Raw genomic sequence first — 21827 nt, 5'->3', positions numbered from 1 at the left:
CCCGCGTATTACCTGCCGCCGCTCTCGGCCTTGGTGTCGTTGAAGCGGCCGTAGCTCTGCAGGCGCTCGTAGCGGCGCTCCAGCAGCTCCTTCGGCTTCAGGTCGCTGACCTGGCGGAAGGCGTCGTTGAGGGCGCGCTTGAGGAAAGCCGCCATCTGGCGATGGTCGCGGTGCGCGCCGCCAACGGGCTCGTTCACGATCTTGTCGACCAGGCCCAGCGCCTTCAGGCGATGCGCGGTGATGCCCAGCGCATCGGCTGCTTCCTGCGCCTTCTCGCCTGTCTTCCAGAGGATGGAAGCGCAGCCTTCGGGGCTGATCACGGAGTAGATCGAGTACTGCAGCATCAGCAGCTGATCGCCGACCGAGATGGCCAGCGCGCCGCCGGAGCCGCCCTCGCCGATGATCGTGACGATGATCGGCACCTCGAGCTGCGCCATCTCGAAGATGTTGCGGCCGATGGCTTCCGACTGGCCGCGTTCCTCGGCGTCGATGCCGGGGTATGCGCCGGGCGTGTCCACGAAGGTGAACACCGGCAGCTTGAACTTCTCGGCCGTCTTCATCAGACGCAGCGCCTTGCGGTAACCCTCGGGCTTGCTCATGCCGAAGTTGCGCGCGGTGCGCTCCTTCGTGTCGCGGCCCTTCTGATGACCGATGACCATGCAGGGCACGCCGTTGAAGCGAGCGAGACCGCCCACGATCGACAGGTCGTCCGAGAAGTGACGGTCGCCGTGCAGTTCGACGAAATCGGTGAAGATTTCGTTGACGTAGTCCAGCGTGTAGGGGCGCTCCGGATGCCGTGCGATCTTGGTGATCTGCCAGGGCGTCAGGTCGCTGTAGATGTCCTTGGTGAGCTGCTGGCTCTTCTTGCCGAGCTGATCGATTTCTTCAGAGATGTCGACCGCGGATTCGGTCTGCACATAACGCAATTCTTCGATCTTTGTTTCGAGCTCGGCAATCGGCTGCTCGAAGTCGAGGAAGGTTCGTTTCGCCAACGTCTTCTCCTGTTTATTTCAGTTTGCTGCCCGCAAGTCCGTCGCATCCATTCCAGGAACACCGCGGAACCGGCTTCGCCGGGCCGCAGGTGTTGCCCCCTTGAGGGGGTTGGCGAAGCGACACGAAGTGCGCGCAGCCTGGGGGTGTTGCTAGTACGCGACTGGAGCGGGATCCAGCGATCGCCAAATATACCAAGTCGCCACGCTGCAATAAGGCGCCCAGGCCACGGCGACGTCACGGGCATCGCTGCGGCTGACCGGGTCGCCCGAAAAGTAGTTGACGCTGATGCCGTTGAGCAGCCCCAGGTCGTCTACCGGCAGCACGTTCGGGCGCATCAGGTGGAAGATGAGAAACATCTCGGCCGTCCAGCGGCCGATGCCGCGGATGGCCACGAGCTCGTCGATGATCTGCTCGTCGTCCATGTCCTTCCATGCATCGACGTGCACCAGGCCCGAGTCGAAATGCAAGGCCAGGTCGACGAGGTACTCGATCTTGCGGGCGGACAGCCCCGCCCCGCGCATGTCGTCGACCTTGAGCTTCAGCACGTTGGCCGGCGTCAGCTTGCGTGGCAGCGCGGCGAACTTGTCCCAGACCGACTGGGCGGCCTTCACCGAGATCTGCTGGCCGACCACGCTGCGCGCGAGCGTGGTGAACGCGTCGCCGCGCGACTCCAGGCAGGCGTCGCCGAACTTCGGAATCAGCCGCTTCATGACGCGGTCTTTCCGGGAGAGATGCTTGCATGCCTCCTCCCAATAGTCCGGCGTGTAGATCGTGACGCTGGACTTCCTGGGGGCGGGCATGGGGTTCGTCGTTCCGTTCACTGCGCAGCCGCCCAGGTCGTGCCCGTGGGCGAATCCTTGAGCACGATGCCCTGCTCGAGGAGTTCCTGGCGGATGCGGTCGGCTTCGGCGAAGTTCTTCGCTGCCTTGGCGGCGGCGCGTGCGTCGATCTTCGACTGGATGGTGGCTTCGTCGAGCGTTGTTCCGGCGCGCAGGAAGGCCTTCGGGTCGTCCTGCAGGATGTTCAGGCAGCCGCCCAGCGCCTTCAGCAGGCCGGCCTGCGTGGCCGACTGCGTGCGGTTCACTTCGCCCGCCAGCTCGAAGAGCACCGCCACCGCTTCGGGCGTCGCGAAGTCTTCGTCCATCGCGGCCCTGAAGCGCGCTGCGTGCGGGTCGGCCCAGTCGATCTTCACGTCGGCAGGCGCCACGAGGTCGAGCGCCGTGTACAGGCGCTTGAGCGAGGCGCGCGCATCGTCGAGGTGCACGTCGCTGTAGTTCAGCGGACGACGGTAGTGCGCGCGAAGCACGAAGAAACGGATCGTCTCCGCGTCGTACTTCTTGAGCACGTCGCGGATCAGGAAGAAGTTGCCCAGGCTCTTGGACATCTTCTCGTTGTCGGTCACGATGAAGCCGTTGTGCATCCAGTAGTTGGCCAGCGGCTTGCCGTTCGCGCCTTCGCTCTGCGCGATCTCGTTCTCGTGGTGCGGGAACTGCAGGTCCTCGCCGCCGCCGTGGATGTCCAGCGTCTCGCCGAGCAGTTCGCAGGCCATGGCCGAGCACTCGATGTGCCAGCCCGGGCGGCCCGCGCCGAACTCGCTGGCCCACTTCACCTCTTCGGGTTCGCTGGCCTTGGCGCTCTTCCAGAGCACCGGGTCGAGCGGATCGTCCTTGCCGTCGAGCACGGCCACGCGCTCGCCGGCATGCAGCTCGTCGATCGACTTGCCGCTGAGCTTGCCGTAGCCCGGGAACTTGCGCACCGCATAGTTCACGTCGCCGTTCTCGGCGCGATAGGCCAGGCCCTTCTTCTCGAGCGTGCCGATCATCGACAGCATCTGCGGGATGTAGTCGGTGGCGCGCGGCTCGTGCGTGGGGCGCTCGATGCCGAGCGCGTCGGCGTCCTCGTGCAGCGCGTCGATCATGCGATCGGTCAGCGCGCGGATGCTTTCGCCGTTTTCAACGGCGCGGCGGATGATCTTGTCGTCGATGTCGGTGATGTTGCGAACGTAGGTCACGTCGAAGCCGCTCGACTTGAGCCAGCGCTGCACGATGTCGAAGGCGATCATCGATCGGGCATGGCCGAGATGGCAGTAGTCGTAGACCGTCATGCCGCAGACGTACATGCGCACCTTTCCCGGTTGCAATGGGGAGAAATCCTCCAATTCACGCGACAGCGTGTTGTAGATGCGCAGACTCATGAGATTCGGAAAGCGTCATTTCGCGCGCGTGCGGCACGGGCGAAAGACGGTGTTTTTCAGGGGTGACGGGGACTGTGGTCGCGAGGGGGTCGACATGGCCCCTCGGCTACAATCCGGGCAAGTATAAACGGCTGCCACCGCGCAGCGTCCGGGTGTTCCCCAAGCCCGCAAGCCTTCATCTCCCCCCATTTCCGTCGAGGCTTCATGAAGCACGCCGCATTCTCCAGACTCTCCATTGCCTTCGCACTGCTGTTCGGCCTCTGGGGCTCCGCAGCCCATGCGAACGAGTACGACGACGTGAACGCGCTGCTGCGCCAGGGCAAGTCGAACGAGGCACTCGCCAAGGCCGACACCTACATCGCCGGCAAGCCGCGCGACCCGCAGATGCGCTTCCTGCGCGGCGTGATCCTCACCGAGCAGAACAAGCAGGCCGAGGCCATCATCGCCTTCACGCAGCTCACGCAGGACTTCCCCGAGCTTTCCGAGCCCTACAACAACCTGGCCGCGCTGTATGCGTCGCAGAGCAAGTTCGACCAGGCGCGCGCCGCCCTCGAGCAGGCGCTCAAGCTCAACCCGAACTACGCCACGGCGCACGAAAACCTCGGTGACGTGTATGCGCGTCTCGCGGCACAGGAATACGTGCGCGCCCAGCAGTTCGCCAGCACCAACGCCAGCGTCGCACCCAAGCTCGCCCTGATCCGCCAGATCTTCACCTCGAAGACCGAGGCCGAGGCGGCGGCCCTGCCCGCGGCGCCCGTGGTCATCCGCAAGCCGGTCGGCCGCACCAGCAAGTAAGCAGCCAGTCGCCGCCGTCCCGGGCGCCGCAATGGCGCCCACCGCGCGGCCCCGTTCCCTCATCCGCAAACGGAGCTCCATTTGACGATCAACTCCCTCTCCCGTTTCAGCCGCCGCGGCGCCCTCGTGCTGGCCGCAGCCTTCGCGTTCGCCGCCACCGGCCACGCGCAATCGGCAACGCCGCGCGTCAAGCTCGCCACCTCGGCCGGCGACATCGTGGTCGAGCTCGACGAGGCCAAGGCGCCCAAGACGGTCGAGAACTTCCTGCAGTACGTCAAGGACAAGCACTACGACGGCACGGTCTTCCACCGCGTGATCGACGGCTTCATGATCCAGGGCGGCGGCTTCACGGCCGACCTGCAGCAAAAGTCCACGCGCGCCCCCATTCCGCTGGAAGCCAGCAACGGCCTGAAGAACGACAAGTACACGATCGCCATGGCCCGCACCGGCAACCCCAACTCGGCGACCTCGCAGTTCTTCATCAACGTGAAGAACAACGACTCGCTCAACGCCCCCAACCCCGACGGCTACGGCTACACCGTGTTCGGCAAGGTCGTTGCCGGCACCGATGTGGTCGACAAGATCCGCGCGGTGGCCACCGGCAACAAGGGCGGCATGCAGAACGTGCCGCTCGAGGCCGTCACCATCAAGTCCGCCACCGTGGTGGCGAAGTAATCCCTTTCAAGTAGGAGTCCTCTCATGAGCAATCCCCAAATCGAACTGCACATCAAGAACCTCGGCGTGATCACGCTCGAACTCGACGCCGACAAGGCGCCGAAGTCGGCCGAGAACTTCGTCGCGTACGTGAAGAAGGGTCACTACGACAACACGGTGTTCCACCGCGTGATCCCCGGCTTCATGGTGCAAGGCGGCGGTTTCGAGCCCGGCATGAAGCAGAAGCCCACCGACGCCGAGATCCAGAACGAAGGCAACAACGGCCTGAAGAACGACAACTACACCGTGGCCATGGCCCGCACCAGCGCGCCCCACTCGGCCACCGCCCAGTTCTTCATCAACGTGGCCGACAACGGCTTCCTGAACCACACCGCCCCCACGGCCCAGGGCTGGGGCTATGCCGTGTTCGGCAAGGTCACCAAGGGCACCGAGGTGGTCGACAAGATCAAGGGCGTGAAGACCGGCCGCAAGGGCTTCCATGACGACGTGCCCCTCGAGGACGTCGTGATCGAAAAGGCCGTCGTCATCGCCGAATGACCGGCGATCGGCTCGGCTCGGCAGCAGCGGCGGCGGCATGAGCACGGTGGCGAACCCGGCCTTTTCGGAGCTGGTGGCGCCGCCCGCATGGCGCACGGTCGACCTCATCTCCGACCTGCACCTGCAGGCCGGCGAGCCAGCCACCTTCGAGGCCTGGCAAGGCTACCTGCAGACCACGCCGGCGGACGCCCTCATCATCCTCGGCGACCTGTTCGAGGTGTGGGTGGGCGACGATTCCGCCACCCAGCCCGGCTTCGAGGCGCAATGCGCCGAACTCCTGCGCCAGACCGCGCAGCGGCTGCCGGTGTTCTTCATGCACGGCAACCGCGACTTTCTCGTCGGTGCCGCGTTCGCCGCGCAATGCAGCCTCACCCTGCTCGATGACCCGACGGTGCTGGTGCTGCACGGCCGGCGCTGGCTGCTGAGCCACGGCGACATCCTCTGCCTCGAGGACACCGATTACCTCAAGTTCCGCGCGCAGGTGCGCACGCCCGGGTGGCAGGCCGCATTCCTCGCCCGGCCGCTGGAAGAGCGCCGCGCGCTCGCGCGCTCCATGCGCGTGCAGAGCGAAGACCGCAAGCGCAATCCGTCGATGGTCTGGGCCGATGTCGATACCGCCGCGGCGCGCGACTGGCTGCATCGCGCCAACGCCCATGCGCTGGTGCACGGCCATACGCACCGCCCGGCCGACCACGACTTGGGCAACGGCCTGCGCCGCATCGTGCTGAGCGACTGGGATGCCGACGCGCATCCGCCGCGCGCGCAACTCCTCTGCCTGTCCGCCGCCGGCGCACAGCGCGTCGACCTGCGCTAGCCGCGCCGCCGCCAGCAATGTTCAAGTGGCTGCGCCGCCTGCGCGCCCTGCCCCCGATTCCCGAAGCCGCCTGGCAGGCCACGCTCAGGCGCTATGCCTTCCTGGGAGCGCTGCCGGATGCCGACCGCCAGCGGCTGCGAACGCTCACCGCCGAATTCCTGCGCGACAAGGAATTCCACGGCGCGAAGGGCTTCACCATCACCAACGAAGTGGCACTGGCCATCGCGGCGCAGGCCGTGCTGCCCGTGCTGCATCTCAAGGGCGGGCTCGACTGGTACGACGATTTCGTCGGCATCGTCGTGCACCGCTCCGAGGTTGTGGCGCGGCGCAAGGTGATCGACGAAGCCCAGGTGGTGCACGAATACGGCGAAGTCGTCGCCGGCGAGGCCATGGACCGCGGTCCCGTCATGCTGAGCTGGGACGACGTGCTGGCCAGCAGCATCACCAGCGAGCGCGGCTACAACGTCGTCATCCACGAGTTCGCCCACAAGATAGACATGCGCGGCGGCGACGCCAACGGCTGCCCGCCATTGCCGCCCGGCTTCGCGGGCCAGCGCAATTCGCGCGCAGCCCGCGCAGCCTGGATGGCCGTGCTGCAGCCCGCCTATGACGATTTCCGCGAGCAGATCATCAAGGCGGAGCGCTTCGGCACCGAGGCGCCGTGGCTCGATGCCTACGGCGCCACGTCGATCAGCGAGTTCTTCGCGGTGGCCTGCGAGGCCTACTTCGTGAACCGCCCGAACTTCGCCCGCGACTTCCCCGGCGTGCTCGCGATCTTCGATGAATTCTTTCTGCCTAAAAGGCTCTAATCCCTCACCCAATCTCGCTCTTCAGCTACCGATTCGATAGCATCACAACCCTTACCATTGATGGGTTATCAACTCACCAAAAAGGTAAACAACATGAGGGATTGGTTCTATCAGCTGACGGGCAAGGCGTGGATCGCGCTGGTGTTCGGCATCGGCATCCTGGGCTGGGCGGGATATGCGCAGTTCAAGGCGAGTTCGGACACGCACGGCACCGCCGTGGAAGACCTGGTCGCGAAGAGCGGCACGATCGTCAGCGGCAGCGAAGTCACCGAGACCACCAAGCGCCGCCGCGGCGGCAGCACCACGCGCCGCTACTTCGTGCTCGACGCCAAGCTGGCCGACGGCAACACGGAGAAATGGCGCGTCGACTACGCAGTGGGCCGCAGCAAGCTCGAGCCGCTGATCGACGAGGCCGTCGAGGTGCGCGTCGATCCTTCGGACAACAACCTGGTCTACGAAGTGAAGCTCAAGGGCAAGCCCGTGGTGTCGCTGGCCGATGTGCAGAAGATCATGGAAGTGAAGGACAAGGCCGCGGCATCGAGCGCCACGGACAAGGGCACGCTGATCGTCGGCGCCATTGCCCTGCTGCTTGGCATCGGCGGCCTCTTCGCCCGGCGCAAGATCCGCGACAGCTACCTGGCCGAGCAGGCTGGCACCGTGCAGACACCGGCCATCGGCGAAAAGGTCTGAAAGAACGTCTGAGAGAAACTCGGCATCGGCGCTGACGCGCCAATGAAAAAGGCGCCCCGCGGGGCGCCTTTTTCGTGGCCGAAGGCTGCCTTCTTCCCTTACTTCCGCAGCAGCGCCTTCAGCGCGTTCTGCAGACGCCGCGCGCTGGCGGCATCGTGGGCCGCGGCCAGCACCTTGCCGGCGTCCTGGCCCCAGGTCTGGGCAGGCGCCGGGTCGCCGCGCTTCGTCAGCAGCTTGAGCTGCAGTGCACGACGCGCGTCGAGTTGCTCGGCGGGCGTCGGCACCTCGGCAGCCATTTCGAGGCGCAGCAGCGCTTCGGCGGCATCGTTCGCCGCAGCCGTCGGCGCGGAGCCGATGGCTTGCGACCAGCCGCTGCGCACGGCCGGCGTAACCGCGCGACCCAGTTCCTGGATGCTCGGCAGACGGCTGGCGTCGCGCTGCTCCCAGGCGCCCAGCACCTGGGTCAGGGCTTCGCCATGGGCCTGCGCCGCGAGCTTGCGCAGCGCCATGTCGGCACGCTCGAGAGCTTCGCGCTGTGCACGGAAGGCAGCGTCGCCCAGGCGCGGGCCGCGGTCTTCGCGCGGAGGACGATCGCCGAAACGGCCGCCGGGCGCGCCACGGTCGCCACCGCGAGGGGCTCCACGATCACCGCGATCGCCGCCGGGACGACCCGGGCCACCGGCACCGGGACGGCCGCCATCGCGGCGGTCGCCGAAGCGGCCGCCGGCCCCGCCGCGCGCGGCAGGTGCCGGCTCGGCCTTCTTGCTGCTCGGACGGTCATCGCCGCGCATGGCCACGACGGGCTTGGGCGCGGCCTTCGGCGCCGCGGCCGGTGCTTCGACGGCTGCTGCAGCTTCGCCCGCGTCGTGCGCCGCGCCATCGGTGCGTGCCGAAGCGTCGGCACCGTCTGCAGGCGCCACGAGGTCCGTCGAAGCGGCGGGCGCCGCGGCTGGATCGGCGTGCGTGCCGGGCGATGCTTCCGCGTCACTCGGGCTGGGCGCCTGTTCGGCGCTTTCACTGAATTCGGCGGCTGCCTGCCCCGGCGCCACGACCTCGGTCGCGCCGACCGACGGACCGTCGGCCTTGGGAGCGGGCGGCGGCACCTCGCCACGCAGCGCGGCTTCGAGGCCGGCAATGGCCGCGCGGATCTTCTGCGCATCGCCGCCGGCATTGGCCGCGTCGAGCGCCTTGGATGCCTCGAGCACGTGGCGGTCGTGCGCGTTCATCGCGGCCGACGCCTTCTCGCGCTCGGCGGTCTTGCGGTTGAAGGCTTCGTCGATGGGCGCGCGGAAGGCGTCCCACAGCTTCTGTTCATGGCGGCGATCGAGCGGCACGCTCTGCGCCTCAGCCTGCCAACGCTGCTGCAGCGCCTTGACGGCGTCGATGCGCAGCACCGGCTGCGCGCCGAGCTCGGTCGCCTCGGCGATCATGGCCTGGCGGCGCTCGACGCTGGCCTTCTGCGCCGTCTCGAACGGTGCACGGGCGGCGCCGAAGGCTTCGTTCCACAGCGGCTGCAGCTCGGCGAACACCTTCTCGCCCACATGGCCGGCGTCGCGCCAGCGGTCGGCGAACTGGTGCAGCGCGCGGTTGTGCGCCTTCAGGTCGGTGGCGCCGGCATGCTCGGCAGCCCAGGCCTTGACCTCCTCGATCAGCGCGACGCGCAGGGCGCGGTGCTCGGCCGCATCGGCGCGGACCTTCTCGAGCCAGGCCTCGACCACCTTGTGGGCTTCGTTGCAGGCTTCGTCGAAGCGCTTCCAGAGCGCATGGTTGGGCACGCCGCCCTGGTCGGCCTGCTTCCACTGGTCGCGCAGGGAGCGCAGCGTTTCCTGCATCTTGCGGCCGCCGAGGGCCTGGCCTTCGGGACGCTTGAGCAGCCCCTCGGCCTTGGCGACGAGGTCTTCGCGGACCTTGTCGGCGCTCCAGCGCTGCCAGCCTTCGAGTTCGCCGGCAGCCACCAGCGCGGCATGCACGCGGGCTTCGAGCGGTGCCTCGACCAGCTTGCCATGCTCCTTGAGCACGGCGCGCAGCGCGGCGGCCGCGCCGGCGCTGGCCTTGCCGTGGCCTTCGGCAGTTTCCTGCTCGAGCTTGGTCAGCGCGGCCTGAACGGCGTCCTGGGCGGCGGCACGCACGGCCGGGTCGACCTTGGGGGCAGCCGGACGGGCGGGAGCAGCGGGCTTGGGCGCCACGACCTCGCCACGCGCGGCGCGCAGTTCATCGGCCCACACGGGCACGGGCGGCAGCGGTGCCGCGGCATCGGCGGCGGCGGCAACGGCCTGCGCCAGCGCGCTGTGGAAGGCGTCGGACACCACCAGCAACTGCGACTTGGAGGATTCGAGCTGCGGCGCGAACTTGGCGTCGAGGCTGCTCCAGTTGGTATCGGCGACGATCTCGGCCGCCTGCTGCTGCCAGTGCGTCACGTCGGCGCGCAGCGATTCCTCGGCGACCTGGGCATCCTGCCAGCCCTTGGTGGACAGCACTTCGAAGCGCTGCGCCAGCAGCACCGCGGCTTCGCGGTGCACCTGCGCGCGATGCTGCAGGTCTTCGATGCCCTTGACGCGCTCGGACAGCTTGAGCTTCAGGCCGGCCAGCGGCTCGCGCGACAGCGGCGCGCCCGCCTTGGCGGCGTCGCGCTGCCAGGCGAGCGCGTCGGCGATGTTGAGTTTGGACTGGGCGACGAGGGCTTCCGCCTTCTGTGCCCATTCGGCGGCAATCGCCTCCTGGCCCTTGGCGCGCTTGAGTTCGTCGAGCTTTTCGCGCAGCAGGCGCGCGGCACCCTTGTCACGACCGCTCAGTTCCTTGAAGACTTCCTGCATCTGCTCGGGCGCCGGGTTGCCCGCGAGCCAGTCGCGGATGCGCGCGGCGCGCTCGCCGGAAGTCGGCGCGGTGAAGGCGCCGCCGGTGAGCGTGTCGAGGGCCTGAATGTCGTGTGGCTTGGAAGAAGTAGAGGTCACTGCGCGAAATCGTTGTCTTGGTAGAGAAAGCGAAGGCGCCGGCAAAGGCCGGCGCACATCGACATTTTCACCCACTTGCGGTCGCCCGCAGAAATCCGTACCGAAACGGAGACGCGCGCGGGGTCGTGGGTGGTGGAGCCGACGGACTACATATATAGCAAGCCGGAGGAAAAAACCAAGTCGGCGGGCCCGATCGCGCCCGCCCGTTCGGTATCGGGTTACTTCATGGTCAGGCTGAGCTCGGCGCCCGGCTTCCAGTCGCTGCCGCTGGCGCTGGTACGCACCGCGCCCAGGAAGAGCCGCTCGCTCGGCAGCTTCTTCGAGAGCAGGTAGTCGCGCACGGCCGCTCCACGCTCGACGGCGAGCTGGCGCATCGACTCCTCGTCGACCGGCACGCTGGCGAACAGCAGCTTTTCCATGTCCTGCAGCGGCAGGTCTTTGGCCAGGCCGACCATGTTGCGCGGCTTGGTGATGTCGGCGCGCTTGTAAACGGCGGTCAGCAGTTCGGGGTATTCGGCGTCGGTGACGGGCGGCACGTCGGTGCCGGTCTGGCCGCCGCGCACCGCAACGCGGCGCTTCTCGGCGTAGGCGAGCTGGCGCACGCGCTGGCGCTGGTAGGCGTCGCGCTCCTTCTCGAGGCTGGAGGTGCCGACCACGGTCATCTGCAGCGTGGGCCGGTCGGTCAGCGCCTTGGCGACCTTGTCGAGGCTTTCCTTGGCGGAAGCACTGAGTTCGGAACCGCCGGGCTCGAAGGTGATGGCGCTCGATTCGCCGCTGCCGCCGCCCAGGCCGCCCGTGAGCAGGCTGAACGGCGCGGTCACGGCCTTCACGACCAGATTGACCACGGCCTTCCAGATCAGCGGGCCGACGCTGAACTGCGGATCGTTGAGCGAGCCGCTGAGCGGCAGGTCGACGTCGATCACGCCGTTGCGGTCGGCCAGCAGCGCCACGGCCAGCTTCACGGGCAGGCTGTTGGTGGAGCCGGCCACCTCGTCGCCGAACTGCAGCTGGTTGAGCACCAGCTTGTTGGTTGCCGTCAGCTGGCCATCGGGCGCGACCTTGTAGTTGACGTCCATGCTCATCTTGCCGCGCTCGATGCCATGGCCGGCGTAGCGCACCGAGTACGGCGACAACGGCGCCAGATCGAGGTCGCGCATCTTGGCCGTGATGTCGAGTTCGAGCGGCTTGGCCAGCGGATTGAGCCTGCCGGTGATTTCCAGCGCCGCGGTCTGCTGGGCCTTGCCGCGCAGCTCGAGGTCGGCCAGCGCGGGCCGGCCGCTCTCGCCCTTGGGCGGGTTCGACGAGAAGGAACTGAGCTTGCCGGTCAGCTCGCTCAGGTCGGCCGAGTAGTTGGGCTTGACGAACAGGTCGGTGAAGTCGATCTTGCCGTTGACCAGGCTCATCGGGCCGAAGTTGATGACCGGCGCCGGCCCTGCGTCGGTCGCCGCTGGTGCGGGTGCCGCCGCGACGGTGGCCGCCGGCTTGGCGGGCTCGGGCGCTCCGCCGACCATTTCTTCCGCCGACACCGCGCGGCCGGCGGGCCGCTGTGCCGTCGCCCGGGCAGTCGTCGTGGTGGTCGTTCCGCCCGGCCCCTTGCGAGTGCTGGCCTCGCCGGCAGCCGCGGCGGCTGCGGTCGCTTCGGCCTCGCCCTTCTTGGTCAGACTCAGCAGGTTGAGGCGGCCGGTGGGGTCGACGATCACGCGGGCGAAGAAGTCGGTGAGCGTGGTTTCGCGCACGTCCACGTTCGGAGGCGCGTTGGGCGCCATGCTGACCTGCAGGCCGCGCAGGCTCAGGGTCTTCCAGCTCAGCAGCTGGTTGTTGTTGCGGTCGAAGCCGGGCGACTGGGTCAGCGAGACGCTGTTGGCGCGGAAGTCGTCGAGCGCCGTATCGCCGGACAGCTTGACGCTCATGCCCGCAGGCGAGGTCGCGTAGCGCACCGTGCCGCGATAGCTCGCGAAGGCGCGGCGGATGTCGACGTTGAGCGCATCGGCGTAGTAGGCCTTGAAGGTATGCGCGGGGAACGACACCACCTCCACCCTGCCCTCGGCCGCGAGCGGCTTGAGCACGATGTTGCCCTTGTAGTCGAAGCGGCCCGGTTCAGAGCGTCCGGAGCCGATACGGCCCGAAACCTCCAGCGGCGAAGTCGTGCTGGTTTCGGGCGCGAGCTTCTGGGCATGCAGCTTGAAGGCCGTGACTTCGACCGTCACCGGTGTCGCGCTGGCCTTGTCCGAATAGGAAAGCGCGCCGTTGTCGACCGCCAGCGTGCCGATGGTCAGCGCCCAGGGCTTGGTGTTGGCGCCCGGCTGCGGCGTTTCGGCGGCCGCGGGCTTGGGCGCGGCGACCTTGGCCTCGGCTTCCTTCGTGCCGCCGCCGGCCGGCGTCTTGAGCCAGCGCTCGAACATCCAGCGCTTCTCGCTGTCGCGCTCCACGCGCACCTTGGGGTTGGTCGCGGTGAACGAGGCCACGTTCAGCGTGTGCTTCGTCATGTCGGCCTCGGCGTCGACCAGCTCGAAGCGCCCGACGCTGGCCAGGGCAGTCTTGCCCTGGGTCAGCGCCAGCCCGTCGGCGGACAGGCGGCGGGCCTTGAACTTCAGGTCGGGCTGGGCCCAGGCGATGTCGATCTGGCCGCTGAGCTTGCCGTCGAGCGTCGGCTCCAGGCTCTGCGCCAGGTAGGGGGCAGCCAGCGACAGCGGCAGCGCGTCGACCTCGGTCTGCACGTCGGCCACCTTGTCGGTGGCGTTGCCCTTGAACTTGAGCGAGGCGCCGGCAATGGCGGTACTGCCGCTGAATTCGGCCGGCTTCTCCATCGGCCACGTGACGCCCGAGACATCGATGCCGAGGTCGGTCAGGTCGACCGCCGCCGCGGGGTTGACGGTTTCGTCGCGCCAGCCGACGCGCCCGCCGTTCAGCGCCACCTTGTCCACCTGCACCTTCAGCGCCGGCTTCGGCGCGGGCTTGCCTGCCGCCGGCGCGCTCGCTGCCGCGGCTGGTGGCGAGGCGACCTTCTCGGCTGCTCCGGTAGCCGGGTCGGTCGCGAGCAGGTTGAGCTTGCCGGCCGCGTCGCGCGCCACGGCGAGCTGCGGATTGGCCAGGGCCACTTCGCTCAGGTGGAACACCGACTCCAGCGGCCGCACGTCGGCCAGTGCCAGCTTGAGCGACTCGAAGGCCAGCAGGTCGCGGCCGCGCGCGTCGGCGACCTTGGTGGTGTGGGCCTCGACCGTGCCGGTGATCTTCAGGCCTGTGGTCGCGCCCTGCTCGAAGCCGATCTTCAGGTCGGCATCGAGGCTGCCCGCCTGCAGCTTCACCGGCAGGCCGCCGGGGATGTAGCCGAGGTAAGGCGCGAGGTCAAGCCCCTTGAACTGCACATGGGCGTCGGTCTTGCGGTTGTCGGCGAAAGGCGTTGTGAAGGCGGCCGAATCGAACTTGCTGCCGTTGAGCGCGAAGGCGAGCTTGGGCTCCGTATTGATGTCGCGCTTGGAATCCAGGTTGCTCAGGAAAGGCACCTTGAGCACGAAGTCGCGCAGCTCGTGCTTGCGCTTGACGGTCTGGTCGTCGAAGTCGACGGAGCCGCCATTGATCGCGATGTTGTAGATGGCGAAGCGCGCAGGCTTGGCGTTCGGGTCGGGCGGCGGGCCGGCCGAGAGCTTGGCCAGGATGTCGTCGATGTCGTACTTGCCGTCCGCCAGGTGCGTGAGCAGGATGGCCGGGCCGTCGATGGTGACGGCGTCGATCACCGGCGCGAGGCGGAAGATCGATTGCAGCTCCGCGTCGGCATAGATGCGGTTGATGGCCACCTGCGGCTTGCTGCCGTCGGCGGTGGCGATGCGCAGGTCGTTCAGCGCGAGTTCGAGGGTCCAGGGTTTGAAGTCGATCTTGCCGACTGTTACCTGCCGGCCGAGCTTTTCGCTCGCGATCTTCTGGAGCTGGCTCTTGGCGATCGGCGGAACGGCCAGCCAGGCGATGACCCAGAAAGCAAGTAGCGCCAGCAACGCGACGATCCCACGCCGCACCCATTTGTTCTGTTTGATCGTAGCTACGTCCATCGCTGGAGTGTGCCGCAAACATGCGCCAACGCTACGTACGCAGAAAGGACGCAGGCCCCGTCCCGGAAGAATTACCGGAGAAAGGCCTTCATCGGATCTCCCAGATGAAGAAAGCCCGGTGAGTCGACGGAATGTCTTGTCACCGGGCTTGATGGCGGGCACAAAACCCATGCCATCGATTCGCGCGACCGGAAGTCAATGGTTCCCGCCGTGCTGGCAGCAAGAGATTGCCACCGTGACTCCTCGACCGCTGAACCCTCGGACTTGCACCTCGGGTTTCCCGGGCCTCGGAAGAACGCCTGAAAAGCCAGGCCCGTCCAGATTAGGCGTCGCTCCCTCCGATTGCAAACGTGTTTTACAAAGGGATTTCCCGTAAGCCTAAACGCCTCCACGGGAGCCAATTTTTTAAACATCTATTAGCATAAGAAAACAAATACTTATGCTTGACCGGGTATTTAGCCACGCTAGAATCCGCGCTGCCCTGACTGCCCGACGCAGAGGGGCCACCTGAATCCGCTGCCGAATTCCCCCGGCTTGATCAGGCCGCCGCGCTCCCAACCAACCCTTCACTCCATGCGCGGAGCCTGATTCGTACCAATCCAAGCGCCGCCGCCTTCATCCCTCGCCTTCCATGGCGTTGCGACTCGGGTGCCGCACAGAAAGGAAGAGCGATGAACAAGGCGTTTGATGTCACGGCCCGCGGGCTACGGACTTTCGTGTCCGACGTGGCAGACGGCTTTTTTGAAATAACCCACAACGGGTTCGCACTGGTCGGTCTGGCCATCGTGTTCGCGGCCCTCGCCCTGGTGGCGCGGCCCGACCTGCGCAAGACCGGCGAAGAGGAGCTGATGGGCTGGCTGCAGTCGCGCAAGCCCGCGCCCGAAGCCACCGACCTCGAGCCGACCGCCATCGAGCGCACCACGGCTGCGAGCCCCGCCGACCTGCCCAAGCAGCAGGCCGCCGTGGCCTACTGGCTGAGCAAGAAATACCGCGTGGCCGCCGAGCCGCTGAGCGTGCTGGTGGCCGAGGCCTACGGCATCGGCAAGCGCACCAAGATCGACCCGACGCTGATCCTCGCGATCATGGCCGTCGAATCCAGCTTCAACCCCTTCGCCCAGAGCCAGGTCGGCGCGCAGGGCCTGATGCAGGTCATGACCCGCGTGCACGGCGACAAGTACGAGAGCGCGGGCGGCACGCTCACCGCGTTCGACCCCGTGACCAACATGCGCGTCGGCGTGAAGGTGCTGCAGGAATGCATCGCGCGCGCCGGCTCCCTCGAAGGCGGCCTGCGCTACTACGTGGGCGCGGCCAACCTCGAGGACGACGGCGGCTACGCCGCCAAGGTGATGGCCGAGCACGAGCGCCTGCTGCAGGTGGCCAACGGCCGCGCGCCGTCGACGGTCACGCCGCCGACCGTGCGCCCGCAGCCCATCCCCGTGGCGGTGCCTCCGGCCAAGCGCGAGGAAGGCTCCGAGCCGGCCAAGGTGGCCCTGCTTTCTTCCGTTTCCTGAAGAAGGAACATTGCGGTCCGGGTGTGGGCTCCTGAGCTACACTCGGCCGGTACGCGACTGGCGATAGGCGCAGCACCCGAACAAGGTGCCACGCGCTGACGTGGAATACCACTGGGAAGCGTGCCGCCTGGCCACAACAGGCGTTCAGCCGTTCGCCTGGGCAGCCCTTGTTTGGTTGAAGAACAAGGACCTCGTCTTCAAAGGACTGCCATGTACCAACGCAATATCCTGGTCGAACAGACCGATCCCGAAATCTGGGCTGCGATTCAAGCCGAAAACGCGCGCCAGGAACACCACATCGAGCTGATCGCCAGCGAGAACTACGCCTCGCCGGCCGTCATGGCAGCCCAGGGCTCGCAGCTCACCAACAAGTACGCCGAAGGCTATCCGGGCAAGCGCTACTACGGCGGCTGCGAGCACGTCGACGTGGCCGAGCAGCTGGCCATCGACCGCATCAAGCAGATCTTCGGCGCCGACGCCGCCAACGTGCAGCCGCACTGCGGCGCCTCGGCCAACGAGGCCGTGATGCTCGCCTTCCTGAAGCCCGGCGACACCATCATGGGCATGAGCCTTGCCGAAGGCGGCCACCTGACCCACGGCATGCCGCTGAACATGAGCGGCAAGTGGTTCAACGTCGTGAGCTACGGCCTGAACGAGAAGGAAGAGATCGACTACGACGCGATGGAGCGCAAGGCGCATGAGCACATGCCCAAGCTGATCATCGCGGGCGCATCGGCCTACTCGCTGCGCATCGATTTCGAGCGCTTCGCCAAGGTGGCCAAGGACGTCGGCGCGATCTTCATGGTCGACATCGCCCACTACGCCGGCCTCGTGGCCGCGGGCGTGTACCCCAACCCGGTGCCGCATGCCGACGTGGTCACCTCCACCACCCACAAGAGCCTGCGCGGCCCGCGCGGCGGCATCATCCTGATGAAGTCGCAGCACGAGAAGGCCATCAACAGCGCGATCTTCCCGGGCCTGCAAGGCGGCCCGCTGATGCACGTGATCGCCGCCAAGGCCGTCGCCTTCAAGGAAGCGATGTCGCCCGAGTTCAAGACCTACCAGCAGCAGGTGGTCAAGAACGCTCAGATCGTGGCGGAGACCCTCACGCAGCGCGGCCTGCGCATCGTGAGTGGGCGCACCGAGAGCCACGTGATGCTGGTCGACCTGCGCGCCAAGGGCATCACCGGCAAGGAAGCCGAAGCCGTGCTGGGCAGCGCCCACATGACGATCAACAAGAACGCGATCCCCAACGACCCGGAAAAGCCGATGGTCACCAGCGGCGTGCGTATCGGCACCCCAGCCATGACCACCCGCGGCTTCAAGGACGAAGAGGCCCGCATCACCGCGAACCTGGTTGCCGACGTGCTCGAGAACCCGCGCGACGCGGCGAACATCGAAGCCGTGCGCGCCAAGGTTCACGCCCTGACGAGCCGCTTCCCTGTCTACCGCTGATTCCTTCCAGACAGTAGAAGAAGACGTGGCCGCATGAAATGCCCCTTTTGCGGCCATCTTGAAACGCAGGTCGTCGAGACCCGCGTTTCGGAAGACGCCGACTTCGTCCGCAGGCGCCGCCAGTGCAGCGCCTGCGACAAGCGCTTCACCACCTACGAGCGGCCCGACGTCAACTTTCCCGTGGTCGTGAAGAAGGACGGCAGCCGCGCCGACTTCGACTCGACCAAGGTGCGTGCCTCCATGATGCTGGCGCTGCGCAAGCGCCCCGTGAGCATCGAACAGATCGACAACGCCCTGCTGCGCATCGAGCAGAAGCTGCTGGCCAGCGGCCTGCGCGAAATCGATTCGACGAAGGTCGGCGAGCTCGTCATGCGCGAACTCAAGAAGCTCGACAAGGTCGCCTACGTGCGCTTCGCCTCGGTCTACCGCAGCTTCGAGGACGTGGACGAGTTCAGGCAGCTGCTGCGCGACATCTAGCCGCGCCCTCCCCCTCACCCTTCATCCTCCTGCCCGCGTTCAGCGGTTCCAGCAGAGCTGCACCAGCGCATCCGAGGCGCTGACGCGGCCGGCCGCCAGCTTGACGCCCTGCTGGTTCACCGTGAGCGTTCCGCATTCATCGCCTCTCGACGCCCCTTGCGGCACGGCTCGCAGGGTGTAGGTGGTCGCGGTCCTCGTGCCGTAGCTGATGACATAGCTGGCCGAGCCTGACGACGGCGATTGGCTCAGCCCCGCCGGCAGCGCGACGCTGGCGGGCGGATATCCGCCATTGGCAGTCAGGTAGCGCTCGGTCCATTGCGCAGCCTGCAGTAATTGCTGCTTCGCGTCGGCCCGCTTGGCCCTCAGCACATAGCGCGTGTAGCTCGGATAGGCGATGGCGGCGAGGATGCCGATCACGACCACCACGACCATGAGTTCGATCAGGGTGAAGCCGCGCGAGTACGTCCGCTTGCCAGCCTGTGGCCTTGGGTGCTTTTTCATGGATTGGTCTTCAGTTCGTCGAGATCAGGCTGCGCCAGCCGAAGCGGCGCACGATGTCCGGCCGCTTCGGCGTCTTGCAGTCGCCAGCGGCATTGCAGATCACGTCCTTGCCTTTTTCGCGGTCCTGCGGCTCGAAGACGATGTCGTCCCTGCCCGAGCGATTCCGGAAACCCAGATAGGCCCCCACCGCTCCGGAGCTGGTGTAGGCGATGCCCTCGGGGGCCGAGCCGCTGAAGAAGTCGACCACCAGCGACCAGCCGTCGTCGCCCGTGCCGGCAGTGCAATCGATCGAATTGCTGCTCGAGCCGGGAATGGTGGTCGAGAACAGCCCGACACCACTGCCCAGCACGTCACCGGAATAGACGATGCGTTCCCCCGCCGTCGGCAGCTTCAGGTGCCAGCCGCGCCTGGCGTCGGAGCCGGTGTAGCTCACGCCTCTGCGGGAGACGGTGCGCAACGCGACATCGGCTTCCTCGACAGGAGTGGTGCCGATCGTCTGCGCCACGAGGTCGGTCAATGTCGCGGTGCCGGTGTTTCCGTTGGCCGGGTCCCAGATGCCGTACAGGTACTGGTCGGCGGTCGAGCCTTCGTCGCTGGAGGCGAACAGCCGCCCGGTGCCGAAAACCACCATGTAGCCGCCACGCGGATGCCCGACGACCACCGGCGCCGCCGTGATCGGCTGCGCGGCTCCGGCCGCGAACAGCGGCTTGTTGTCGAGGCTGGATGCGGCAGCGGTCGAACGTTTCGGGGCGACCGGGCCCATGGTGGCTTTCCACTTGCGGCTGTCGGAGTTGCTCAGGTCGAATTTCCAGAGGTTGCCGAGCAGGTCTCCGGCGTAGACGAGATCGACCTTGCCGTCGCCGTCGCGATCCACCGGGCGCGGCGCGGACAGGCCGTTGCCGGTTCCGGCCCTCTGCATGGCGGGCGCGGGAATCTTCAGGATCGCCTTGTCGCCGTCGAGATACTGGATCCACAGCACGGCCTTCTCGCTCTTACTGTTGTAGCCGTTGCCCAGGATCAAGGCCTTGCGCTCGTTGTTCAGCAGCGCCACCTGCAGCGCTCGCCCGGAGAAGGAATCGAGCGTGGGTTGCTGGAACTGATGGCCAAGGTCCTCGTCGGCAAGCGCGGTCGTGTCGATCAGCGCCACGCTGGCCGCCTGGCTCTCCTCGATGTTTTCGGGCCTGGTGACATCGAGCACGAAGTAGCCCTTGCCGCCCGCTCCCAGCGTGCCCACGAGCAGGGACCTCCACTGCGCCGCCTTCTCGGCGTCCGTGACCCTGGCGGCAGTTGTCGCCCCGCTGCTGCCCATGTAGATGTCCGCCACGAAGGCGCTGCCGTCGACGTAGTACCTGTGCGAGTAGGCGCCCTCGCTGAGCCGCTTGAGCCCCGGCGCTTCGGCCGTGCCGAAGAGGCCTTCGGGCACATAGGCGAACTCTTCCCTGCCGGTCGACGCGTTGAAGGCGTGCAGCATGCCGTCGTTGGCGCCGACGTAGACCATCGGCGCACGGGCAACGCTCGCGGCGAACCTGGCGTAGGCGTCGTTGGTGAAGCCGCTCCTGGGCTTTCCGGCGTACCAGACGCCGGAGCCCACGATGTCGCCGAGCACGTGGGCGCGCTTGCGCAATCCCAGGCCGGTGCCCTCGTTGCTGCGGTCGCCGCGAACGAAGTCGAGCACGCCCTGACCCAGCGCCGTGCTTGCCGTGTCGGTGTCGGTGCTGCCCTTGAGCGCATCCTTTTGCGCGTTGCTCAAGCGGCTCCACCGGAACGGCACGCCGGAGCCGCTGGTCGCGGCACGGGTGGCCGTTGCCGCGGTCGTGCCCGAGAAGCTGAGCACCTTGCGATCGCTGCCGTGGGCTCCCGGCGTCGCCATGCGCGCGTCGAGCAGATCGCGCGCAGACCAGACGGACGAGGATGCCAGCCTGCCGTCGGCGCCGAACCTCGTGGCGGTGAGCGTGCCCGACCAGTCTGCGGAGTCGTAGCCGGCCTGGTAGACGGTCGTGCCTGTCGACACCCTGGAGCCGCTGGCGGCGATGGAGGTCAGCGGAAGGCGCGTGTCGGTCATGATCTGCCCGAGGATCGATTTGAAGGCGCTGTCGAGCGCCCGGGCGTTCGAGGCCGGCGTGAAGGTGCCGCGGCTGTTGAGCGCGGCGTGCCACAGGTCCATGCGCACGGCGGCGGCGTTGGAAGATTTCTCCTGGTAGTACCCGCTGCCACCGTTGAAAGTATTCCAGGCTTGCATCCCCAGCGTGCTCGCCAACGGGTCCGCCCATGCGACCGTGCCGTCGACCAACCGCGCATAGTCGCCGCTGTAGGTAGGCTGTGCAGCTCCCGACGAAATTACGGGAACGCCTGCCCACGAAGAGGCAGCGCCGAATCCGATGGTGTAGGTCGTCAGGTGCTGCCAGCCGGCCGGATCGTTCTTCGGATTCCAGTACTCGGGGACTGCCTCCGAACCGACCGCCACGGTGCCGGCCTCGGCAACGATCTTCCGAATATTGTTCGGAATACCCGGCTGCAGGTCGCTGGCCCAGTAGTGGAAGGCCATGTCGGCCAGGGTTGGGCGGTATTCGGTCTTGGGCGTCCAGTTGCCCCACCACGCATCCTTGCTCCAGTTGGCAACATCGTGGACGGCGCCAACGTTGTCCTTGTAGGGCGCGCGCGGCACATAGGCCACGGAGTCGGGCAGGACGCGGCGCGTCCCGTCCTCGTTACCGATGGCCGGCATGTTGAGTTCATTGGGATCCTGGTTGAATCCGAAGAGGTTGTAGTCGCCATCCGTCATGAATATGTGGAAGGACCTGCGGCAACCCGACGTCGCGGCCCCCTCCACTCCCGGATCGTCCGAATACGGACTGAACCTGCCGGTGGTCTTCATGTATTCGCCGGCGCGGGTCATCATGGCGTGCAGGGGCGTTCCGCCGTAAGGAACCAGCAAATCGACCCAGGCCATGAAATTGGCGCGATGCGCGCCGTCCAGCGAACGCATCAGGTTCGCATTGCTGCCGCCTCCGATACGGCATTTGCCTGCCCGGTAGCGGCCTGGCGAGGTGTCCCCGAAGAAGCCGACACAGTTGTTGTCGTTGCTGTTGCGGCTGTCGACGTTCATCGCCTGCCAGGCAAGGCGGATCCGGTCGTTGGGAATGTTGGCCTCCGCGAAGTTCTCTCTCAAGGCGGCCTTCAGCGCTTCCATTCGAGAGGGGATTCCGACGACCGAGCTATTTCCATCGGATGCACGCGATGAAAAATCCATGCTGCCCGAGTTGTCGACCGACACGATCACGTTGGGCGCCGGCTCCTTGACCGCGGTGTTGCGCGGCACCTGCGCCAGTGGATACGGCGCGGCGCAGCCGATGGACTGTGCCAAGACAAGTCCGCACACGGT

General features: G+C 67.0%; 16 protein-coding genes and 1 riboswitch. Of the genes, 9 read left to right on the top strand and 7 right to left on the bottom strand.

The features are described 5' to 3' along the window. Positions 1-8: 8 nt before the first annotated feature. From EJP69_RS00360 to cysS, 3 genes are all read right to left on the bottom strand, one after another. The gene (locus EJP69_RS00360; protein ID WP_093202743.1) at positions 9-992 is read right to left on the bottom strand and encodes an acetyl-CoA carboxylase carboxyltransferase subunit alpha; all 984 of its coding nucleotides are present in this window, start codon (positions 990-992) and stop codon (positions 9-11) included. 150 nt (positions 993-1142) lie between these two features. Next, positions 1143-1793: a DNA-3-methyladenine glycosylase family protein gene (locus tag EJP69_RS00355; protein WP_126468378.1), complete on the bottom strand. Its 651-nt coding sequence runs from the start codon at positions 1791-1793 to the stop codon at positions 1143-1145. Between the two features lie 17 nt (positions 1794-1810). Continuing rightward, positions 1811-3187 carry a cysteine--tRNA ligase gene (gene cysS / locus EJP69_RS00350; RefSeq protein WP_093202748.1) on the bottom strand — a complete coding sequence of 459 codons (1377 nt, stop codon included), beginning with the start codon at positions 3185-3187 and terminating at the stop codon, positions 1811-1813. Between the two features lie 204 nt (positions 3188-3391). On the opposite strand from cysS, the gene EJP69_RS00345 reads away from it, so the two are divergent. From EJP69_RS00345 to EJP69_RS00320, 6 genes are all read left to right on the top strand, one after another. Beyond that, entirely contained in the window at positions 3392-3982 is a 591-nt protein-coding gene (locus tag EJP69_RS00345) for a tetratricopeptide repeat protein (RefSeq protein WP_093202751.1), read from the top strand. An 81-nt stretch (positions 3983-4063) separates the two neighbouring features. Beyond that, entirely contained in the window at positions 4064-4657 is a 594-nt protein-coding gene (locus EJP69_RS00340) for a peptidylprolyl isomerase (RefSeq protein WP_093202753.1), read from the top strand. Between the two features lie 24 nt (positions 4658-4681). Continuing rightward, entirely contained in the window at positions 4682-5194 is a 513-nt protein-coding gene (locus tag EJP69_RS00335; RefSeq protein ID WP_093306184.1) for a peptidylprolyl isomerase, read from the top strand. Positions 5195-5231: 37 nt separating this feature from the next. Further along, the gene (locus EJP69_RS00330) at positions 5232-6008 is read left to right on the top strand and encodes a UDP-2,3-diacylglucosamine diphosphatase (protein ID WP_093306183.1); all 777 of its coding nucleotides are present in this window, start codon (positions 5232-5234) and stop codon (positions 6006-6008) included. Between the two features lie 17 nt (positions 6009-6025). Further along, positions 6026-6817 (top strand): M90 family metallopeptidase, encoded by a 792-nt coding sequence (locus EJP69_RS00325; RefSeq protein WP_126468377.1) that lies wholly within the window; start codon positions 6026-6028, stop codon positions 6815-6817. A gap of 93 nt (positions 6818-6910) precedes the next feature. Then, a complete protein-coding gene (locus tag EJP69_RS00320) occupies positions 6911-7507 on the top strand; it encodes a hypothetical protein (RefSeq protein ID WP_093202764.1) in 597 nt (198 codons plus the stop codon). Positions 7508-7605: 98 nt separating this feature from the next. On the opposite strand, the gene EJP69_RS00315 is transcribed toward EJP69_RS00320, so the two are convergent. Both EJP69_RS00315 and EJP69_RS00310 read right to left on the bottom strand, forming a co-directional pair. Further along, complete coding sequence (locus EJP69_RS00315) at positions 7606-10458, bottom strand: DUF349 domain-containing protein (RefSeq protein ID WP_126468376.1); 2853 nt, start codon at positions 10456-10458, stop codon at positions 7606-7608. Between the two features lie 218 nt (positions 10459-10676). After that, positions 10677-14501 carry a DUF748 domain-containing protein gene (locus tag EJP69_RS00310; RefSeq protein WP_126468375.1) on the bottom strand — a complete coding sequence of 1275 codons (3825 nt, stop codon included), beginning with the start codon at positions 14499-14501 and terminating at the stop codon, positions 10677-10679. Positions 14502-15172: 671 nt separating this feature from the next. On the opposite strand from EJP69_RS00310, the gene EJP69_RS00305 reads away from it, so the two are divergent. The 3 genes from EJP69_RS00305 (at position 15173) to nrdR (ending at position 17944) form a co-directional block, all read left to right on the top strand. Beyond that, positions 15173-16012, top strand: a complete 840-nt coding sequence (locus EJP69_RS00305) for a lytic transglycosylase domain-containing protein (RefSeq protein ID WP_093202772.1) — start codon at positions 15173-15175, stop codon at positions 16010-16012. Positions 16013-16055: 43 nt separating this feature from the next. After that, a riboswitch (ZMP/ZTP riboswitch) is annotated at positions 16056-16181 on the top strand. A 41-nt stretch (positions 16182-16222) separates the two neighbouring features. Further along, a complete protein-coding gene (gene glyA / locus EJP69_RS00300; protein ID WP_093202774.1) occupies positions 16223-17467 on the top strand; it encodes a serine hydroxymethyltransferase in 1245 nt (414 codons plus the stop codon). A gap of 33 nt (positions 17468-17500) precedes the next feature. Continuing rightward, positions 17501-17944, top strand: a complete 444-nt coding sequence (nrdR, locus tag EJP69_RS00295; RefSeq protein WP_007836918.1) for a transcriptional regulator NrdR — start codon at positions 17501-17503, stop codon at positions 17942-17944. 39 nt (positions 17945-17983) lie between these two features. Here nrdR and EJP69_RS00290 read toward each other — a convergent pair whose 3' ends face one another. Further along, the gene (locus EJP69_RS00290) at positions 17984-18445 is read right to left on the bottom strand and encodes a type IV pilin protein (RefSeq protein WP_093306176.1); all 462 of its coding nucleotides are present in this window, start codon (positions 18443-18445) and stop codon (positions 17984-17986) included. Positions 18446-18455: 10 nt separating this feature from the next. Further along, the gene (locus EJP69_RS00285; RefSeq protein ID WP_240651992.1) at positions 18456-21824 is read right to left on the bottom strand and encodes a pilus assembly protein; all 3369 of its coding nucleotides are present in this window, start codon (positions 21822-21824) and stop codon (positions 18456-18458) included. Positions 21825-21827: the final 3 nt, after the last annotated feature.

Source organism: Variovorax gossypii (genome assembly GCF_003965815.1).
GTDB lineage: Bacteria > Pseudomonadota > Gammaproteobacteria > Burkholderiales > Burkholderiaceae_C > Variovorax > Variovorax gossypii.
The sequence above is the reverse complement of the archived record's forward strand: the minus strand, read 5'-3'. Positions and strand labels throughout refer to the sequence as shown.